At 77.2% G+C, this 19,657-nt stretch carries 3 protein-coding genes; all 3 read left to right on the top strand.

Translation table 11 applies throughout. The annotated features are described in order from the left end of the window. Positions 1–177: 177 nt before the first annotated feature. The 3 genes from FHU37_RS06685 to FHU37_RS06675 all read left to right on the top strand — a co-directional run bounded on the left by FHU37_RS06685 (position 178) and on the right by FHU37_RS06675 (position 19,613). Complete coding sequence (locus tag FHU37_RS06685) at positions 178–1,542, top strand: lysine N(6)-hydroxylase/L-ornithine N(5)-oxygenase family protein (protein WP_179813281.1); 1,365 nt, start codon at positions 178–180, stop codon at positions 1,540–1,542. A 111-nt stretch (positions 1,543–1,653) separates the two neighbouring features. After that, a complete protein-coding gene (locus FHU37_RS06680) occupies positions 1,654–19,335 on the top strand; it encodes a non-ribosomal peptide synthetase (RefSeq protein WP_179813280.1) in 17,682 nt (5,893 codons plus the stop codon). Further along, positions 19,335–19,613: an MbtH family protein gene (locus FHU37_RS06675; protein ID WP_281394604.1), complete on the top strand. Its 279-nt coding sequence runs from the start codon at positions 19,335–19,337 to the stop codon at positions 19,611–19,613. The genes FHU37_RS06680 and FHU37_RS06675 overlap by 1 nt, the downstream gene beginning before the upstream one ends. Positions 19,614–19,657: the final 44 nt, after the last annotated feature.

Below are 19,657 nucleotides of genomic sequence, written 5' to 3'. Positions count from 1 at the left end.
CCAGGCAAGTAAAGCAAGCCTTGCCTAAACGATCAATAGCCGAGCACCGCCCGACACCGGTGGGAAACGTCACGTGCACACGACCGCAGTCAGGTGGCCCTAAGTCAGGTTAGCGTTACCTTCGTCTGACTGACGTCGACTTAGCGGCGCGCGTGTTGCCGCGGGGATGGGACAGCTATGGCACAGGCACGTGTCGAGGACGGGGTTCCGGTCTACGACCTCGTCGGGGTGGGCTTCGGCCCCTCGAACCTCGCACTGGCGATCGCCCTGACCGAACCGGGTGCCCGGGTCGACGGGGAACCCGTCACCGCGCACTTCCTGGAACGGCAACCACGGTTCGGCTGGCACCGGGGCATGCTCATCGACGACGCCACCATGCAGGTCTCCTTCCTCAAGGACCTGGTGACCCTGCGCAACCCCACCAGCGAGTACAGCTTCCTGTCCTACCTGCACAGCAGGGACCGGCTGATCGACTTCATCAACCACAAGAACCTCTTTCCGCTGCGCGTGGAGTTCCACGACTACTTCGAGTGGGCCGCGGCCAAGGTCGCCGACCAGGTCTCCTACGGCCACGAGGTCGTCGGGGTGCGCCCGGTCACCGGGGACGACGGCGCCATCACGCACTTCGACGTCACCGCCCGGCCGACCGGCGACGCCCCGGACGCCGCGCCGCGCGTGTACCGGGCGCGCAACCTGGTCCTCGGCACCGGCCTGGAGCCGTACCTGCCCGACGGCGTCACCCCCTCCGAACGGATCTGGCACAACCGCGACCTGCTGCACCGGATCGAGGCGCTCCGCGGCACCACCCCCTCCCGCTTCGTCGTGGTCGGCGCCGGCCAGAGCGCGGCCGAGGTCACCGCCCACCTGCACGAACGCTTCCCCGACGCCGAGGTGTGCGCGGTCTTCTCCCGCTACGGCTACTCCCCCGCCGACGACAGCTCCTTCGCCAACCGGGTGTTCGACCCGGCCGCCGTGGACGAGTTCTTCGCCGCGCCCGAGCCGGTCAAGCGCCGGATCATGGGCTACCACGGCAACACCAACTACGCCGTCGTCGACATGGACCTCATCGACGACCTCTACCGGCGCGCCTACCGGGAGAAGGTCCTCGGCATCGAGCGGCTGCGGCTGTTCAACCTCTCCCAGCCGGCCGAGGTCGTCGAGACCGACACCGGCGTGCGCGCCACCATCGAGTCGCTGAGCACCGGTGAGAAGACCGTGCTGGACGCGGACGTGGTGGTCTACTGCACCGGCTACCGCCCCGGCGACCCGGCCCGGCTGCTCGGCGACATCGCCGCCCACTGCCTGCGCGACGAGCAGGGCCGGCTGCGGGTGGACCGCGACTACCGGATCCGGACCGCCCCCCAGCTGCGCGGCGGCGTCTACCTGCAGGGCGGCACCGAGCACACGCACGGCATCACCTCCTCGCTGCTGTCCAACACCGCGGTCCGGGTCGGCGAGATCCTCCAGTCGGTGATCGACCACCGCCGCCGTTCCGCCGAACCCGCCCCGCGCTACCTGGCCAGCGGCGTCGGCTCGCGCTGACCGACCCGCGCCCGCCTCCCACCCGTCCCCCGGGCCCGGCCGAGCCGGCCGCGGCCCCGGTCCCGCCGCCGGTGCGGCCGGCACCACCTGCCCAGAAAGGCGTCAAAGAACATGTTCGGTGGCGACGGGGTCGGCCTGCCCCTGACCGAGGCACAGGCCGGCGTCTGGCGCGCGCAGCGGATGGATCCGCGCGGCACCGCCTACAACATCGCCTGGTACGTCGAACTCCACGGCGACGTGGACGCCCCCCGGCTGGCCGCGGCGGTGCGCCGGGCCGCCGCGGAGGCCGAGTGCCTGCACGTGCGGTTCGTCGAGGAGGACGGCGCGCCCCGGCAGGTCGCCGTCCCGCCGCCGGCGCAGGGCACGCCGGCGGTGCTGGACCTGCGCGGCGAGGCCGACCCCGCGGCCGCGGCCGACGCCTGGATGCGCGCCGACCTCGCCACCCCCGTCGACCTGGCCACCGGGCCGCTGTTCCGCCACGCCCTGCTGCGGGTCGCCGACGACCGGCTGCACTGGTACCAGCGCTACCACCACACCGTGATGGACGCCCACGGCTTCGCCGCGCTCACCCGGCGGGCGGCCGAGCTCTACGCCGCGGACGACGACGGCACCGCGGACGACGGCCGGCGCCCGCGCTGGCCTCTGGAGGAGCTGCTCGCCGCCGACGCCGACCGCCGCTCCGGCGACCGCCCCCGCCGCGACCTCGACCACCTCGCCGACCGCCTCGCCGACCGCCCCGAGGTGGCGCGGCTGGTCGAGCGCGCCCCCGGCGGCCCGGCCGGCCGGGTGCTGCGCCGCACCGTCCGGCTGTCCCCCGCCCGCACCGCCGACTGGCGCCGCGCCGCGGCCGACGCCGGAACCCGGCTGTCCCGCCTGGCCGTCGCGGCCACCGCCGCCTACCTGCACCGCGCCACCGGCGCGACGGACCTGGTCCTCGGGCTGCCGGTGGCGGCCCGCGCCGACGCGCGCCTGCGCGGCACGCCCGGCATGGTCTCCAACGTGCTGCCGCTGCGCCTGCGGGTGCGCCCGGAGTCCACGCCGGCCGAGCTGCTGGCCGCCGCGGACCGCGGGATCCGGGAGCTGCTGGACCACTCCGCCTGCCGCGGCGAGGAGCTGGCCCGGCGGCTGCGGCTGCCGGACGGCGTCCACGAGCTGGTGGGGCCGACGATCAACGTGATGGCGCTCGACCTGCCCGCGCGCTTCGGCCCGCACCCGGCCACCGTCCACAACCTCTCCCTCGGCCCGGTCAGCGACCTGTCGATCGCCGTCCACGACCCGGGCGACGGCGCCGGCGAGACCGGCCTGCGGATCGACTTCGACGCCGACGCCGCCCACTGCGACGCCACCGAACTCGCCGCCCACGAACGCCGTTTCCTCGCCGTCTGCGACGCGATGGCCGCCCGGCCCGACCTGCCGATCGCCTCCGTCGACCTGACCTCCGCCGAGGAACGCCGGCTGCTGCTGACCGAGTTCGGCGCCGCCGAACGGGAGGTCGCCGAACTCGGCTGGACCGCCGCCTTCGAGCGGCAGGCCGCCCGCACCCCGGACGCCGTCGCCGTGGTGTGCGAGTCCGAGCGGATCGGCTACGCCGAGCTCAACGCCCGGGCGAACCGGCTCGCCCGGCTGCTGCGGGCCCGCGGCGTGGCCACCGAGGACGTCGTCGCCGTCGCCATGCCGCGCTCCGCCGAGCTGGTGACCGCGCTGCTCGGGGTGATGAAGGCCGGCGCCGCCTACCTGCCGCTGGACCTCGACCACCCGGCGCAGCGGATCGCGTTCATGCTGCGCGACGCCGGGGCGCGGGCCGTGCTGACGGTCGCCGAGCTGGCCGAGGCGCTGCCGGAGGGCGAGGGCCCGGAGCGGATCGCGCTGGACGACCCCGCGGTCGTCGCGGAGCTCGCCGCGTACGACGGCGCGGACCTCGCCGGGAGCGACCTCGCCCACGACCTGGACCACGCGCCCGGCCTGGACCGCGCCGCGTACGTGATCTACACCTCCGGCTCCACCGGCCGGCCCAAGGGCGTGGTCGTCTCCCACGAGGGCATCGGCAGCCTGGTCGCCACCGCCGTCGACCGGCTCGGCGTGGACGCCGGCAGCCGGGTGCTGCAGTTCGCCTCCACCGGCTTCGACGTGACGGTGTGGGACCTGTGCATGGCGCTCTGCGTGGGCGGGCGGGTCGTGGTCGTCCCCGCCGAGCGCCGGGTCGCCGGGCCGGCGCTGACCGAGTACGTGGCCGAGCACGGCGTCACCCACATGATCCTGCCGCCCTCCCTGGTGACGGCGCTGCCCCCGGAGTGCGAGCTGCCCGAGGGCGCGGTGCTGGTGGTGGGCACCGAGGCGGTGCCCCGGGAACTGGTCGCCCGCTGGGGCCGGCGGCTGCGGGTGGTGGTCGCCTACGGGCTGACCGAGGCCACGGTCAACTCCACGCTCTGGGCGGCCCGGGCGGACTGGGACGGGGCGGTGCCGATCGGCGTGCCCGACCCGAACACCCGTGCCTACGTGCTGGACTCGGCGCTGCGCCCGGTGGGCGTCGGCATGGTGGGCGAGCTGTACGTCGCCGGGCGGGGCCTGGCCCGCGGCTACCTGGGCCGCCCCGGGCTCACCGCCGAACGCTTCCTCGCCGACCCCTACGGCGCCCCCGGCAGCCGGATGTACCGCACCGGCGACCGGGTCCGCTGGCGCCCCGACGGCACCCTGGACTTCCTCGGCCGGGTCGACGGCCAGATCAAGATCCGCGGCTTCCGGATCGAGCCCGGGGAGATCGAGAACGCCCTGATGGGGCACCCGGCCGTGGCCCAGGCGGCGGTGCTGGCCCGCGAGGACCACCGGGGTGCCAGGCGGCTGGTGGCCTACGTGGTGCCGGCCGGCGACCGGCCGGACGCCGCCGGCACGGACGGCGGCCCGGACGCCGCAGCCCTGCGCGCGCACCTGGCCGAGCTGCTGCCCGAGCACATGGTGCCGGCCACCATCGTGGTGATCGACCGTCCACTGCCGCTGACCCCCAACGGCAAGCTGGACAAGGCCGCCCTGCCGGTGCCGGACTGGACCGCCCTGGCCGGCCAGGCCCCGCCCACCACCGCCTCCGAGCGGACGTTGGCCGGGCTGTTCGCCGAGGTGCTCGGCCTGCCCTCGGTCGGCGTCCACGACGGCTTCTTCGAACTCGGCGGCGACAGCATCGTGGCGATCCAGCTGGTCAGCCGGGCCCGGCGCGCCGGCCTCGCCTTCACCCCCCGGGACGTCTTCCGGCAGCGCACCGTCGCCGCCCTGGCCGCGCTGGCCGACGGCCGCGCCGCCGAGGCCGGGCCGGCCGGCGCCGCCGCAGGAGGGAGCGGACCGGCCGCCCGGCCCGACGACGGCCTCGGCACCGTGGCCGCCACCCCGATCGTCCACTGGCTGCGCCACACCTGCGGATCCGACGACGCCCCGATCGACTCCTTCCACCAGTCGACGCTGCTCCAGGTGCCGGCCGCGCTCGACTCCGACCGCCTGGCGGCGGTGCTCCAGGCCGTGCTGGACCGGCACGCCATGCTGCGCGCCCGGCTGCGCCGGGACGGCGGCTGGTCGCTGGAGGTGCCGCCGCCCGGCGCGGTGTGCGCCGCGGACCTCGTCGAGCGGGTGGAGGCCGCCGGGGGCGTCACCGCGGAGCGGATCGCGGGCCACGCCCGGCGCGCCGCGGCCCGGCTCGCCCCGGACGCCGGGGTGATGCTGCGCGCGGTGTGGTTCGACGCCGGGCGCGCCACCCCCGGCCGGCTGCTGCTGGTCGCCCACCACCTGGTGATCGACGGGGTGTCCTGGCGGATCCTGTTCACCGACCTGGCGCGGGCCTGGGCGGCGCTGACGGCGGGCCGTCCGGCGGAGACCGAACCGGTCGGCACCTCGTTCCGCCGCTGGTCCGAACTGCTCGGCCGGGCCGGGCGGGACGGCGCCCGCGCGCCGGAGCTGCCGCTGTGGCGCCGGGCGCTGGCCGACCCCGCGGCGGGACTGGCCACACCGGAGCCGGACCCGGCGAGGGACACGGCGGCCACCGCCCGGTCGCTGACCGTCTCGCTGCCCGCCGAGCAGACCGCGGCGCTGCTCACCACCGTCCCCGCCGCCTACCACGGGGCGGTGAACGACGTGCTGCTCACGGCACTGGCCGTGGCCGTCGCCCGCTGGCGCCGGATGCGTTCCGGCTCCGCCCCCGGCGCCCCCGGGGACGTCCCCGCCACGCGCCTGCTGCTGGACCTGGAGGGCCACGGGCGCGAGGAGGAGGCGGTCGGCGAGGAGGTCGACCTCTCCCGCACCGTCGGCTGGTTCACCAGCCTGTTCCCCGTCCTGCTGGACCCGGGCGCGGTCGACTGGACGGACTTCCGGGCCGGCGGGCCCGCCGTCGGCCACGCCCTCAAGCGGGTCAAGGAGCAGCTGCGCGCGCTGCCCGACGGCGGTCTCGGCTACGGCGTGCTGCGCCACCTGGCCGGCACCGACCACGCCGGAGCGCCGGATCCCGCCCACGCGTCGGACACCCTGCCGGAGGCCGGGCCGTCGCGCCTGCTGTTCAACTACCTCGGACGGCTGGGCGGCGGCACCGGCGAGGACTGGACGCCCGCCCCGGAGGCGGACCCGATCGGCGCCGGCCGGGACCCGCGGATGCCGCTGGCGCACCCGCTGGAGGTCAACGCCGTGGTCCGCGACGAGGCGGCCGGCCCCCGGCTGGACGCCACCTGGTCCTGGCCCGGGCGGCTGCTCACCGAGGCGGAGGTGGCCGCCCTGGCCGAGCTGTGGATCCAGGCCCTCCACGGCCTGGCGGCGCACGCCCGGCACCCCGGGTCCGGCGGGCACACCCCGTCCGACTTCCCGCTGGTGGCGCTGGACCAGCGGCAGGTGGACGAGTTCGAGGAGGCGGTCCGCCCGCTCCAGGACGTCCTGCCGGTCTCCCCGCTCCAGGAGGGCTTCTTCTTCCACGCCCAGTTCGACACCTCGGCCACCGACGTCTACCTGGTGCAGCAGACGGTGGAGCTGGACGGCCCGGTGGACGCCGCCGCGCTGCGCCGCGCGGTGCTCGACCTGGTGGAGCGGCACGCCCCGCTGCGCACCGGCTACCGCCAGCTCCCCGACGGGCGCGTCGTCCAACTGGTCGCCGGCCGGGTGACGGTGCCGTGGCGACAGGTCGACCTCGACCCGGCCGGCGGCCCGGACCGGTGGCGGGCCGGCGTGGAGTCGGTGGCGGCCGAGGAGCGCGCGGACCGCTTCGACCTGGCCCGGCCGCCGCTGCTGCGCTGCGCCCTGGTGCGGGCCGGGGCCCGCCGCCACTGGTTGGTGCTGACGCTGCACCACATCGTCGCCGACGGCTGGTCGGTGCCGATCATGCTGCGGGAGCTGCTGGCGCTGTACGCGCCGGGCGACGGCGACGGGACCGCGACCGGTGCGGCGGGCGCGGCCGGGACCGGATCGGCGGGCGCGGCCGGGACCGGATCGGCGGGCGCGGCCGCCGGCGAGGCGCCCCGACTGCCGGCGGCCGCCCCGTACCGCTCCTACCTCGAATGGCTCCGCGGGCGCGACCGGGAGGCGGCGCGCGCGGCCTGGCGGGCGGCGCTGGCCGGCGTGACGGAACCGACCCGGCTGGTGGCCGAGCCGCAGCCGGGCGGAGCGCCGGGGGTGGAGGCCGCGTTCCGGCCCGAGGAGGTGCGCGTCGAGCTGCCGGAGGAGGTCACGGCGGGCCTGCTGGCCCGGGCCCGGGAGCGCGGGCTGACCCTGGGCAGCGTCGTGCAGGGCGCGTGGGGGCTGCTGCTCGGCGGCCTGACCGGCCGCACCGACGTGGTGTTCGGCACCACCGTCTCCGGCCGGGGAGTCGAGGTGCCCGGGGTGGAGTCGATGGTGGGGCTGTTCGTCAACACCCTGCCGGTGCGGATGCGGTGGCGGCCGGACCAGCCGCTGGCCGAGGCGCTCGGCCGGCTCCAGGAGGAGCAGTCGGGGCTGCTGGACCACCAGTACCTGGGTCTGGCGGAGCTCCAGCGGCTGGCCGGGGCCGGCGAGCTGTTCGACACCCTGGTGGTGTTCGAGAACTACCCCACCGAACCGGGTCTGAGCGACCCGGCGGGGCACCTGCGGGTGGCCGGCGTGGAGTTCTTCGGCACCGGCCACTACCCGCTGGCGCTGATCGTGATGCCGGGGCAGCGGCTGGACCTCCAGCTCAAGTACGACGCGGCACGGCTGGACGCGGCCACCGTGCGGCGGATCGGCGCGCGGCTGACCGAGGTGCTGCGTTCGGTGCTCCGGGCGCCGGACGCACCGGTGGGCCGGGTCCAACTGCTGCCGGCGAAGGAGCGGGAGCGGCTGGCCGCGGAGCTGACCGGGCCGGCGCGCCCGCTCGCCGGCGGCACCCTGCACGGCGCGTTCGAGGCCCGGGCCGCCCGCTTCCCGGAGGCGACGGCGGTCCTCTTCGAGGACGAGCGGGTCGGCTACGGGGAGCTGGACCGGCGGGCGGAGGCCCTGGCCCGGCGGCTGCGGGCGCGCGGCGTGGCCCCCGAGGAGGTCGTCGCGGTCGCGGTGCCCCGCTCGGTGGAGCTGGTGGTGGCGCTGCTCGCGGTGCTGAAGGCCGGCGCGGCGTACCTGCCGCTCGACGTGGACTACCCGTCGGAGCGGGTCTCCTTCATGCTGGCCGACTCCGGGGCGCGCACGGTGCTGACCACGGCGGCGTCCGCCGGGCGGCTGCCCGACGTCGCCGGGGTGACCGTGCTGCCGGTGGACGCGCCCGGGGACGGGCCGGCGCCCGGGGCGGCCCCCGTGGCGCGCCGCGCCGCCGCCCCGGAGAACCCCGCCTACCTGATCTACACCTCGGGCTCGACCGGGCGGCCGAAGGGGGTGCTCGTGCCGCACCGGGCCGTGGTGGCCCAGCTCGACTGGGCGCAGGGCCGGTTCGGCCTGCGGCCGGACGACCGGGTGCTCCAGCAGATGTCGGCGAGCTTCGACCCCTCGGTGCTGGAGATCTTCCTGGCGCTGCGGGAGGGCGCGGCCGTGGTGCTGGCCCGGCCGGACGGCCACCGCGATCCCCGCTACCTGGCGGAGGTGATCCGGCGGCACCGGGTCACCACGATGACCATGGTCTCCTCCCTGCTGGCCGCCTTCCTGCGGGCCGCCGAGACCACCGGCGACCTGGACGCGACGGCGAGCCTGCGCCGCGTGCTCGCCGGTGGCGAGGCGCTGACCGGTGAGGTCGCCGAGCGGTGGCGGGCGCTGACCGGCGTGCCGCTGTTCCACGTCTACGGGCCGACGGAGACGGCGGTGCAGGTCACCGCGTGGGAGCACGACGGCGCCCGGGAGGTGACGCTGCCGCTGGGGCGGCCGGTGGGGAACACCCGGCTGTACCTGCTGGACGCCTGCCTGCGGCCGGTGCCGGCGGGCGCGCCCGGCGAGCTGTACGTGGCCGGCGCCCAGCTGGCCCGCGGCTACCTGGGGCGCCCGGGGCTGACGGCGGATCGCTTCGTCGCTGATCCGTTCGGTCCGCCGGGAACCCGGATGTACCGCACCGGCGACCTGGCGCGGCTGCGCGCGGACGGCGCCGTGGAGTACCTGGGGCGCGCCGACCAGCAGGTGAAGATCCGCGGCAACCGGGTGGAGCTGGGCGAGATCGAGGCCCGGCTGCTCGGCGACCCCACCGTGGCGCAGGCCGCGGTCCTCGCCCGGCGGGACGGTCCGGGCGGGGCCCGGCTGGTCGGCTACGTGGTGCCCGCCCCCGGGACGCGGCCGACGCCCGAGCGGCTGCGCGCGGCCCTGGCCGAGACCCTGCCGGAGCCGATGCTGCCGGCGGCCTTCGTGCTGCTGGACGCGCTGCCGCTGACGCCCAGCGGCAAGGTGGACCGCGCCGCGCTGCCGGCCCCCCAGGTGGCGCGCGCTGCCGAGCCGGAGTCGTCCCCGGCCCCGCCCGTCCCGGTCGATCCTGCCGACCCGGCCGCCCCGGCCCACCCGGTCGGCGAGTCCGTGGCGCCGGCCGGCGGCACCACCCGGGAGCGGCACGAGCGGCTGCTGCGGGAGATCTTCGCCGCCGTCCTGGGCCTGGCCCGGGTCGGCGCCGACGAGGACTTCTTCACCCTCGGCGGCGACAGCATCCTGTCGATCGCCGTCTCCAGCCGGGCGCGGAAGGAGGGCGTGGAGATCAGCCCGCGCGAGGTGTTCGACCTGCGCACCCCGGCCGCGCTGGCCGCGGCGAGCGCCGCCGCGGAACCCGACCCGCGCCCCGGCGGCGCCCCGGCCGCCGCCCCGCTGCCCGCCGCGGAGGCGGACGGCGTCGGCGACGTCCCGCCGCTGCCCGTGGTGCACCAGCTGCGCGAACGCGGCGGCACCATCGACCGCTTCAACCTCTCGGTGCTGCTCCAGGTCCCCGCCTCGGCCGACGGCGAGTCGCTGGCCGCGGTGCTCCAGGCAGTCCTGGACCACCACGACGCGCTGCGGCTGCGGCTCACCCGGATCGCCTCGGTGCTGTGGACGCTCCAGACGCTGCCCGCGGGCACCACGCGCGCCGCCGAGCTGCTGCGCCGGGTGGACGTGGCCGGCCTGGACGACGCGGCCCTGCGCGCGGTCGTCGCGGCCGAGGCGGACGCGGCGGCCGGCCGGCTGGCCCCGGAGGCCGGCGCGGTGCTCCAGGCGGTGTGGTTCGACGCCGGCCGGGAACGGCCCGGCCGGCTGCTGCTGGCGGCACACCACCTGGCCGTGGACGGGGTCTCCTGGCGGATCCTGTGCGGGGACCTGGCCACCGCCTGGGAGGCGGTGGCGGCCGGCCGCCGGCCGGCGCTGGACCCGGTCGGCACCTCGCTGCGCCGGTTCGCCCGCGAGGTCGCCGAGCAGGCGGTCACGCCGCGCCGCCTGGCCGAGCTGGAGCACTGGAGCGGGGTGCTGGCCCCCGGCGCCGAACTGGTTCCCGGAGGCAGCCCGGCCGGCGGGACGGTCGGCGCGGCCGGCCGGCACACCGTGCGGCTCTCCGCGGAGGAGACCGCCCCGCTGCTGACCGCCGTGCCCGCGGCGCTGGGCGCCGGCGTCACCGACGTGCTGCTGGCCGCCCTGCGGATCGCGGTCGCCGACTGGCAGCGGCGGCGGCACGGCGCCGACGCCGCCGCCCGCGACCTGCTGGTCGACCTGGAGCGGCACGGGCGCGCCGAGATCGCCCCGGGTCTGGACCTGTCCCGCACGGTCGGCTGGTTCACCAGCGTGCAGCCGGTCCGGCTGCCCGCGCCGGCCGGACCGCCGGGGGAACCGGGGCAGGTGGACGCGCTCGACCTCGTCCGCCGGGTCGGGGAGCGGCTGCGCGCGGCCCCGGACGACGGGGCCGGCCACGGCATGCTGCGCCACCTCAACGCCCAGGTGGCGCCGATCCTCGCCGGGCTGGGCCGGGCCCAGCTGCTGTTCAACTACTACGGCCGGTTCGCGGCCGGTCAGCGCTCCGACTGGGCGCCGGCGGTGGAGTCCGACGTGCTCGCCGACGCGCTGGCGCCCGACCCCGACCTGGGCCTGCCCTACCTGCTCCAGGTCGACGCGGTCTGCGACGACACGCCCGACGGCGCGCGGCTGGCCGCCACCTGGACCTGGCCGCGGGACGTCGCGGGCGCCCTGACCGGCGAGGACGCCCGGGAGCTGGCGAGCGGCTGGCTGGCCGCGCTGCGCCGGCTGACCGCCGAGGCGGCCGCGACCGGCGCGGCCCCCGCGGCCGCCACCTCGACGGCTCCCGCGACGGCCCCGTCGACGGCCCCCGGTGCCGCCGGCCGGACCGCGCCGGAGCCGTCGGACACCGCGCTGCTGCGGCTGGACCAGGCGGAGACCGACCGGATCGCGCGGGTCAGCGACCGGCCGGTGGAGGACGTCTGGCCGCTCTCCCCGCTCCAGGAGGGCCTGTACTTCCACTCCAGCTACGACACCGGCGGCCTGGACGTCTACACCGCGCAGGGGGCCTACGACTTCGCGCACCGGGTCGACCTGGACCGGCTGCGCGCGGCCTGCGCGGCCCTGCTCGCCCGCAACCCCAGCCTGCGCGCCGGGTTCACCAGCGACGGCCTGAGCCAGCCGGTGCAGTTCGTCGCCGTCGACCCGCCGATGCCGCTGGAGGAGGTGGACCTCACCGCGCTGCCGGAGCCGGAGCGCCGGGCCCGCCTGGAAGAGCTGATGGCGGCGGACCGGACGCGCCGGTTCGACCTGGCCCGCCCCCCGCTCGCCCGGCTGCTGCTGGTCCGCCTCGGCGCCGACCACGACCGGCTGGTGATCAGCCACCACCTGCTGCTGTGGGACGGCTGGTCGGAGGGGCCGCTGCTGGAGCAGCTGCTGGCGCTGTACGAGAGCGGCGGGGACGACTCCGCCCTGCCCCGGCCCGGCTCCTACCGGGACTACCTGGCCTGGCTGGCCGGGCAGGACGCCGGGCGGGCCGCCGAGGCGTGGCGCGACGCCCTGTCCGGCCTGGCCGAGCCGACCCTGGTCGGCCCGGCGGACCGGGCCCTGGAGCCGGCCGTCCCCGAGCACCACCGCGCCGAGCTGTCCGAGGCCCTCACCGAGCGGCTGCGCGTCGTGGCGCGGCGCGCCGGCCTCACCCTGAACACCGTGCTGAACGCGGCCTGGGGCATGGTGCTGGCCGGCGTGGTCGGCCGCCGGGACGTGGTCTTCGGCACCACGGTGGCCGGGCGGCCGGCCGAGGTGCCGGGCATGGACAGCGCCGTCGGCATGTTCCTCAACACCGTGCCGGTGCGGGTCCGGCTCGACCCGAACGAGAGCGTGCGGGAGCTGCTGCGGCGGCTGCAGTCCGAGCGGGCGGCGCTGATGCCGCACGAGTACCTGGGCCTCGGCGCGATCCAGCGGGCCGGCGGGCACGCCCAGCTGTTCGACACGCTGTACGTGCTGCAGAACTTCGGCGGCGAGCAGGCACTGGCCGAGCTGCGCGCCCGGCACGGCGTGACCCCGGCGGGCAGCGTGGACGCCACCCACTACCCGCTCACCCTGGTGGTCTCCCCCGGGGCCGGGCCGCTGCGGACCACCCTCGCCTACCGCCCCGACGTGGTGGCGGCCGACTTCGCCGGGTCGCTGCTGGCCCGCCTCCAGACGCTGCTGGAGGCCATCGCGGCGGATCCGTCGGCGCGGGTCGGCGCCCTCGACCCGGTCCCCGCGGCGGAGCGCCGCCTCCTCGCGGCCTCCTGGGAGGCCACCCGCCGCCCGGTCGGCGAGGACACCGTCGCCGACCTGCTCGCCGCCCAGGCCGCGCGCACCCCGGAGGCGGTGGCGCTGGTCTTCGGGGAGCACCGGCTGGACTACGCCGAGCTGGACGCCCGGATCAACCGGCTGGCCCGGCTGCTGCTGGCCCGGGGCGCCGCCCCGGAGCGGGTGGTGGCGCTGGCGCTGCCGCGCTCCATCGACATGGTGGTGGCGCTCTTCGCGGTGCTGCGCACCGGCGCGGCGTACCTGCCGCTGGACCTCGACCACCCGGCGGAGCGGCTGGCGATGATGCTCGCCGACACCGCCCCGATGTGCGTGCTCACCACCGGATCCGTCGCCGCCACCCTGCCGGCCGGCGACGGCGCCCCGCGGATCCGGCTGGACGAGCCGGCGGTGGCCGCCGAGCTGGCGGCGCTGCCCGCCGGCGGACTCGCCGACGCGGAGCGGCCGGCCTTCGCCCGCAGCCGTCCCGGCCGGCTGGACCACCCGGCGTACGTCATCTACACCTCCGGCTCCACCGGCCGCCCGAAGGGCGTCGTCACCCCCTACCGTGGCCTGACCAACATGCAGCTGAACCACCGGGAGGCGATCTTCGACCCCACGGTGGCCTCGGCCGGCGGGCGGCGGCTGCGCATCGCGCACACGGTCTCCTTCGCCTTCGACATGTCCTGGGAGGAGCTGTTGTGGCTCGTCGAGGGCCACGAGGTGCACGTCTGCGACGAGGAGCTGCGGCGCGACGCCGAGGCGCTGGTGGCCTACTGCGACCGGCACCGCGTCGACGTCGTGAACGTCACGCCGACCTACGCCCACCTGCTGATCGAGCAGGGCCTGCTGGAGCGGGACGAGGCGGGCGCCGGGAGCGGCGACCGGGGCGGGCGGCACCGGCCGGCGCTGGTGCTGCTGGGCGGCGAGGCGGTGTCCGAGGCGGTGTGGACGCGACTGCGCGGCACCGAGGGGACGTTCGGCTACAACCTGTACGGGCCGACCGAGTACACCATCAACACCCTCGGCGCCTCGACCACCGACAGCGCCACCCCCACGGTCGGGCGGCCGATCTGGAACACCCGCGCCTACGTGCTGGACGCCTCGCTGCGCCCGGTCGCCCCGGGCGCGCCCGGTGAGCTGTACATCTCCGGCCTCGGGCTGGCCCGCGGCTACCACCGGCGCCCCGGCCTGACCGCGGAACGGTTCGTCGCCGATCCCTTCGCCACCGAGCCGGGCACCCGGATGTACCGCACGGGCGACCTGGTGCGGCTGCGGCCGGACGGCAACCTGGACTTCCTGGGCCGCACCGACGACCAGGTGAAGATCCGCGGCTACCGGGTGGAGCTGGGCGAGATCACCACCGCGCTGGGCGAGCACCCGGCGGTGGCCCACGCCGCCGTGGTCGCCGACGGCTCCGGGCCGGGCGGGGCGAAGCGGCTGGTCGGCTACGTGGTCCGGGACCACGCCGACGGCTCCGCCGGCGCGCCGGACGCGACAGCAGCGCAGGAGGCGACGGCCGCGCCGGACCTGCCCGGCGCGCCCGGCCGGGTGGCCGACGAGGCGCTGGCGCGGGAGCTGCGCGCGCGCCTGAAGGCCCGGCTGCCGGAGTACATGGTGCCGGCCGCGATCGTGCCGGTGGACCGCCTGCCGCTGACCGTGAACGGCAAGCTGGACGTGCGGGCGCTGCCCGCCCCCACCGTGGCGACCGCCGAGGCCGGCCGGCCGCCGCGCACCCCGCGCGAGGAGGTGCTGTGCCGGCTGTTCGCCGAGGTCCTCGGCGTCGAGCGGGTCGGCATCGACGACAGCTTCTTCGACCTGGGCGGCCACTCGCTGCTGGCCACCCGGCTGATCAGCCGCGCCCGGGCGGCGCTCGACGCGGAGTTGGCGATCCGCGACCTCTTCGAGGCCCCGACCGTCGCCGAGCTGGCGCCGCGCGCCCGGGGGGCGGCCCAGGCCGCCGGCGGCGACGGCGCCGCCCCGGCACCCCGGCCGGCGCTGGTGGCCGGTCAGCGGCCCGGCGAGCTGCCGCTGTCCTTCGCGCAGGCCCGGCTGTGGCTGATCCAGCAGGTGGAGGGCGCCTCGGCGGCGTACAACTTCCCGATGGTGATGCGGGTGCGCGGGGCGCTGGACCTCCCCGCCCTGCGCGCCGCCCTGGGCGACGTGATGGCCCGGCACGAGGCGCTGCGCACGGTCATCGTGGAGGACGAGGGCCGGCCGTTCCAGCGGGTGCTGCCGGCGGCGGACGCCCCCGTGGCCTTCGAGGTGGTCACCGTCGGCGAGGAGACCGTGCCGGGGCTGGTCCGGGACGCCGTCGCGCGCCCCTTCGACCTGGCCGCCGAGCCGCCGCTGCGCGCCACCGTCGCCCGGATCGCCGACGACGGCGGCCCGGAACCAGGCGGCCCGGAGCAGTACGTGATCGTGCTGCTGCTGCACCACATCACCACCGACGAGTGGTCCGACGGGCCGTTCCTGCGCGACCTGACGGCCGCCTACGCGGCCCGGCACGCCGGCCGGGCGCCGGACTGGTCCCCGCTGCCGGTCCAGTACGCCGACTACGCGCTGTGGCAGCGGCGGCTGCTCGGCGAGCGGTCCGACCCGGACAGCCTGGCCGCCCGTCAGCTGGACTTCTGGCGCCGGGCGCTGCGCGGCGCGCCCGAGCAGCTCGACCTGCCCACCGACCGGCACCGGCCGGGCCGCCCGTCCTTCGAGGGCGACGCCCTGGAGGTCGAGCTGCCGGAGCGGGCGGCCCGGGGCGTGCGGCGGCTGGGCCAGCGGACCGGGGCGAGCTCCTTCATGGTGCTCCAGGCCGCCGTGGCCGCCCTGCTGCACCGGCTGGGCGCGGGCGAGGACATCCCGCTCGGCGCCCCCGTCGCCGGGCGGACCGACCAGGCGCTGGACGAGCTGGTCGGCTTCTTCGTCAACACCCTGGTGCTGCGCACCGACGTCTCCGGGGATCCGTCCTTCGCCGAGCTGGTGGCCCGGGTGCGGGAGACCGACCTGGCCGCCTTCTCGCACCAGGACGTGCCCTTCGAGGCCGTGGTGGAGGAGCTGAACCCGGCCCGCTCGCTCGACCGCAACCCGCTGTTCCAGGTGATGGTGGGCTACCGCGCGCGCGGCGGGGCCGGCTGGGACTTCGCCGGACTGCCGGTGGAGCCGGAGCCGTTCCCGACCCGCACCGCCAAGTTCGACCTGGTGTTCGGCTTCGCCGAGGAGACCGACGGCGGCCGGATCCGCTGCGTGCTGGAGTACCGCACCGACCTGTTCCGGCGCGAGACGGCGGCGCTCCTCGGCCGCCGGCTGACCCGGCTGATCGACGCCGTGGTCGCCGACCCGGACCTGCCGGTGAGCCGGATCGAGGTGCTGGAGCCGGGCGAGCGCGCGGCGGTGCTGGAGGGGTTCAACGACACCGGCCGGCCGGTCGAGGAACTCACCCTGCCGGCGATGTTCGAGCGGCGGGCGGCCGAGACCCCCGGGGCCGTCGCGGTGGTCGACCGTTCCCGCTCGGTGGACTACGCCGGGCTGGACGCCGAGGCCGACCGGCTGGCCCGGCTGCTGGCCCGGCGCGGCGTCGGCCCGGAGAGCGTGGTCGCCGTCGCGGTGCCCCGCTCGGTGGAGATGGTGGCCACCGTGCTCGGCGTGCTGAAGCTGGGCGCCGCCTACCTGCCGCTCGACCTCGGCCACCCCGCGGACCGGCTGGCGTACATGCTGCGGGACAGCGGGGCGCGGCTCGTCGTCGGCACCCGGGAGATCGCCGACCGGCTGCCCGAGGTGGCCGGGGTGCGCGCGCTGCTGCTCGACGAGCCGGGCACCGCGGCGGAACTCGCCGCGCTCCCCGGCACCGCCCTGCGCCCGGAGGACCTGGCCGGCGGCCGGGACCGCCGGCCGAGCGGGCTGGACCACGCCGCCTACGTCATCTACACCTCCGGCTCCACCGGCCGGCCGAAGGGCGTGGTCGTCCCCCACGAGGGCATCGGCAGCCTGGTCGCCACCGCCGTGGACCGGATGGGGGTGCGCCCGGACAGCCGGGTGCTGCAGTTCGCCTCGGTCGGGTTCGACGTGGCGGTGTTCGAGCTATCCATGGCGCTGGGCGTCGGCGCCCGGCTGGTGCTGGTGCCGGACGAGGCGCGCGGCCCGAGCAAGGCGCTCACCGACTTCCTGCACGAGCAGCGGGTGACCCACATGATCCTGCCGCCGTCGCTGGTCTCCGCGCTGCCCGCGGACTGCCGCCTCCCCGAGGGGGCGACCGTGCTGGTCGGGACGGAGACCGTCCCGCCGGACCTGATCGGCCGCTGGGCGGAGCGGCTGCGGCTGTTCGCCGCCTACGGGCTGACCGAGGCCACCGTCAACTCCACCCTGTGGGCCGCCGAACCCGGCTGGGAGGCGGCCGTGCCGATCGGCGTGCCGGACCCGAACACCCGCGCCTACGTGCTGGACGCCTCGCTGCGCCCGGTGCCGCCCGGCGTGGTCGGGGAGCTGTACGTCTCCGGCCGCGGCCTGGCCCGCGGCTACCTGGGCCGGCCCGGGCTGACCGCCGAACGGTTCGTCGCCGACCCCTACGGCTCGCCGGGCGACCGGATGTACCGCACCGGGGACCGGGCCCGCTGGCGCCCCGACGGCACCCTGGACTTCCTCGGCCGGGTGGACGACCAGGTCAAGATCCGCGGCTTCCGGATCGAGCTGGGCGAGGTCGCGGCGGCCCTGCACCGCCATCCGGCGGTCGGTCAGGCGGCGGTCGTGGTGGACCGGGCGGGCGGGGCGGCCCGGCTGGTGGGGTACGTCGTGCCGGGCGAGGGCCCGGTCGACCCGGCCGAGGTGCGCGCCCACGCGGCGGAGTTCCTGCCCGACTACATGGTGCCCGCCCTGGTGATGGCGCTGGACGGCCCGCTGCCGCTGACCCCGAACGGCAAGCTGGACCGCCGGGCCCTGCCCGCCCCCGACTGGGCCGCGCTGGCCGGCGGCGCCCGACCGGTCACCGAGGAGCAGCGCCGGCTCGCCGAGCTGTTCGCCGAGGTGCTGGGCCTGCCGGAGGTGGGCATCCATGACGACTTCTTCGCGCTGGGCGGCCACTCGATGGCCTCGATGCGGCTGCTCGGCCGGATCCGGGCGGTGCTCGGGGCCGAGCTGAGCCTGCGCGACGTCTTCGACGCCCCCACGGTGGCCGACCTGGCCGGGAAGCTGGCCCGGACGACCGCGCTCCGGCCGCCGCTGCGCCGGTTCCCCGGCACCGGAGCAGAGCGGGAGCTGCCGGCCGCCCCGCCTCAGCGGCGGCAGTGGTCGCTGCACCGCGCCCCGGGGCGGCGCCCGAGCCACGACCTGGCGTTCGCGCTGCGGCTGGCGGACGCGGCCGAGCTGGACGTCCACGCCCTGCGCGCGGCCCTGGCGGACCTGGTGGAGCGGCACGAGCCGCTGCGCACGGTCTTCGAGGAACGGGACGGCGTGCTGTACCAGCGGGCGCTCGCGGCCGGTGCCGACCGGTCGCCGCTGGAGCTCGTGCCGGCCGCCGAGGACGCCGGGGACCTGGACGAGCGGGTGCGGGAGCTGGTCCGCCAGGGCCCGGACCTGGCGCAGCAGCCGCCCTTCCGGGCCCGCCTGCTGACCAGCGGCCCGGCGACCGGGGGCGGTTCCGGCGGCCCGGCCGCCGAGGGGCCGGCCGTGCTGCTGCTGACGGCGCACTACATCGGCGTGGACGAGTGGTCCGTGGTGCCGCTGGTCCGGGACCTCGCCACCGCCTACGCCGCCCGCCGCGCCGGCCGCGCCCCGGACTGGGCGCCGCTGCCGGTGTCGTACGCCGACTACACGCGGTGGGCACACGAACTGCTGGGCGATCCGGCGGACCCGGGCGGCCCGGGCGCCCGCCAGCTGGAGTACTGGCGCGGGGCGCTGCGCGGCGTCCCGGCCGAACTGGCCCTGCCCACCGACCGGCCGCGGCCCGCCACGCCCGGGCACCGCGGCGATGGCGACCTCGTCGAGTTCACGCTGGACGAGCGGCTGCACCGGGCGGTCGACACCCTCGCCCGGGCCAGCGGCACCAGCATGTTCATGGTGGTGCAGGCGGCGCTGGCCGCGCTGCTGACCCGCCACGGCGCCGGCACCGACCTGCCGATCGGCACCCTGGTCGCGGGACGCGCGGAGGAGGAGCTGGCGGACCTGGTGGGCTGCTTCGCCAACACCGTGCTGCTGCGCACCGACACCTCGGCCGATCCGAGCTTCGCCGCGCTGCTCGCCCGGGTGCGGGAGGCCGACCTGAACGCGCTGGAGCACCAGGACGTGCCCTTCGACCGGGTCGCCGAGGCGCTCGGCCTCGGCGGCGCGGCCGGCCGTCCGGTGCCCCAGGTGATGCTGGTCCACCACGAGGCCGCCGGCCTGGCCGACCTCGACGGGGTGCCGGGCCGGCTCACCGGCGTGCCGACCGGCGCCACGGCGGCCGACCTGACGGTCAGCTTCTACGAGCCGCGCGCCGACGGGCCGGTGCACTGCCTGCTCGTCTACGCCACGGACGTGTTCGAGCGCGCCACGGCGGTCAGACTGGTGGAGGACCTGCTCGCCATCCTGCGGACCGTGGTCACCGACCCGGACCGCCCGCTCTCGGCCCTGCCGGTGCCGACGGGCCGACAGCACGACGCCGACCATGGAAGGACGACCATCTGATGAGCAACCCGTTCGAGGACGCCGAGGGCCGCTTCCTGGTGCTGGTCAACGACGAGGACCAGCACTCCCTGTGGCCGTCGTTCGCCGAGGTTCCGGCCGGCTGGACGGTCGCCTTCGGCGAGGACTCCAAGGACGCCTGCCTGGCGTACGTGGAGGAGCACTGGCAGGACATGCGCCCCCGGAGCCTGCGCGAGCAGATGGAGCGCCTGGAGCGCGAGGGAGCGACCCCGTCGGACGCGGCCGACACGGCGGCGGAAACGGCCCCGTCCGCCGGTTAGCCGCCCCCCTACCCGAGCCCCGTTCGGCCGGCCGCCCCGGCCGG

Source organism: Allostreptomyces psammosilenae, assembly GCF_013407765.1.
GTDB classification, from domain to species: Bacteria; Actinomycetota; Actinomycetes; order Streptomycetales; family Streptomycetaceae; genus Allostreptomyces; species Allostreptomyces psammosilenae.
Note: the sequence above shows the minus strand (reverse complement) of the source record. Positions and strands in the feature narration are given on the sequence as shown.

Bases quoted from the DNA above. Each gene is read 5' to 3' on its own strand.
- FHU37_RS06685 (WP_179813281.1), top strand. From the start codon at position 178: ATGGCACAGGCACGTGTCGAGGACGGGGTTCCGGTCTACGACCTCGTC.
- FHU37_RS06675 (WP_281394604.1), top strand. From the start codon at position 19,335: ATGAGCAACCCGTTCGAGGACGCCGAGGGCCGCTTCCTGGTGCTGGTC.
- FHU37_RS06680 (WP_179813280.1), top strand. From the start codon at position 1,654: ATGTTCGGTGGCGACGGGGTCGGCCTGCCCCTGACCGAGGCACAGGCC.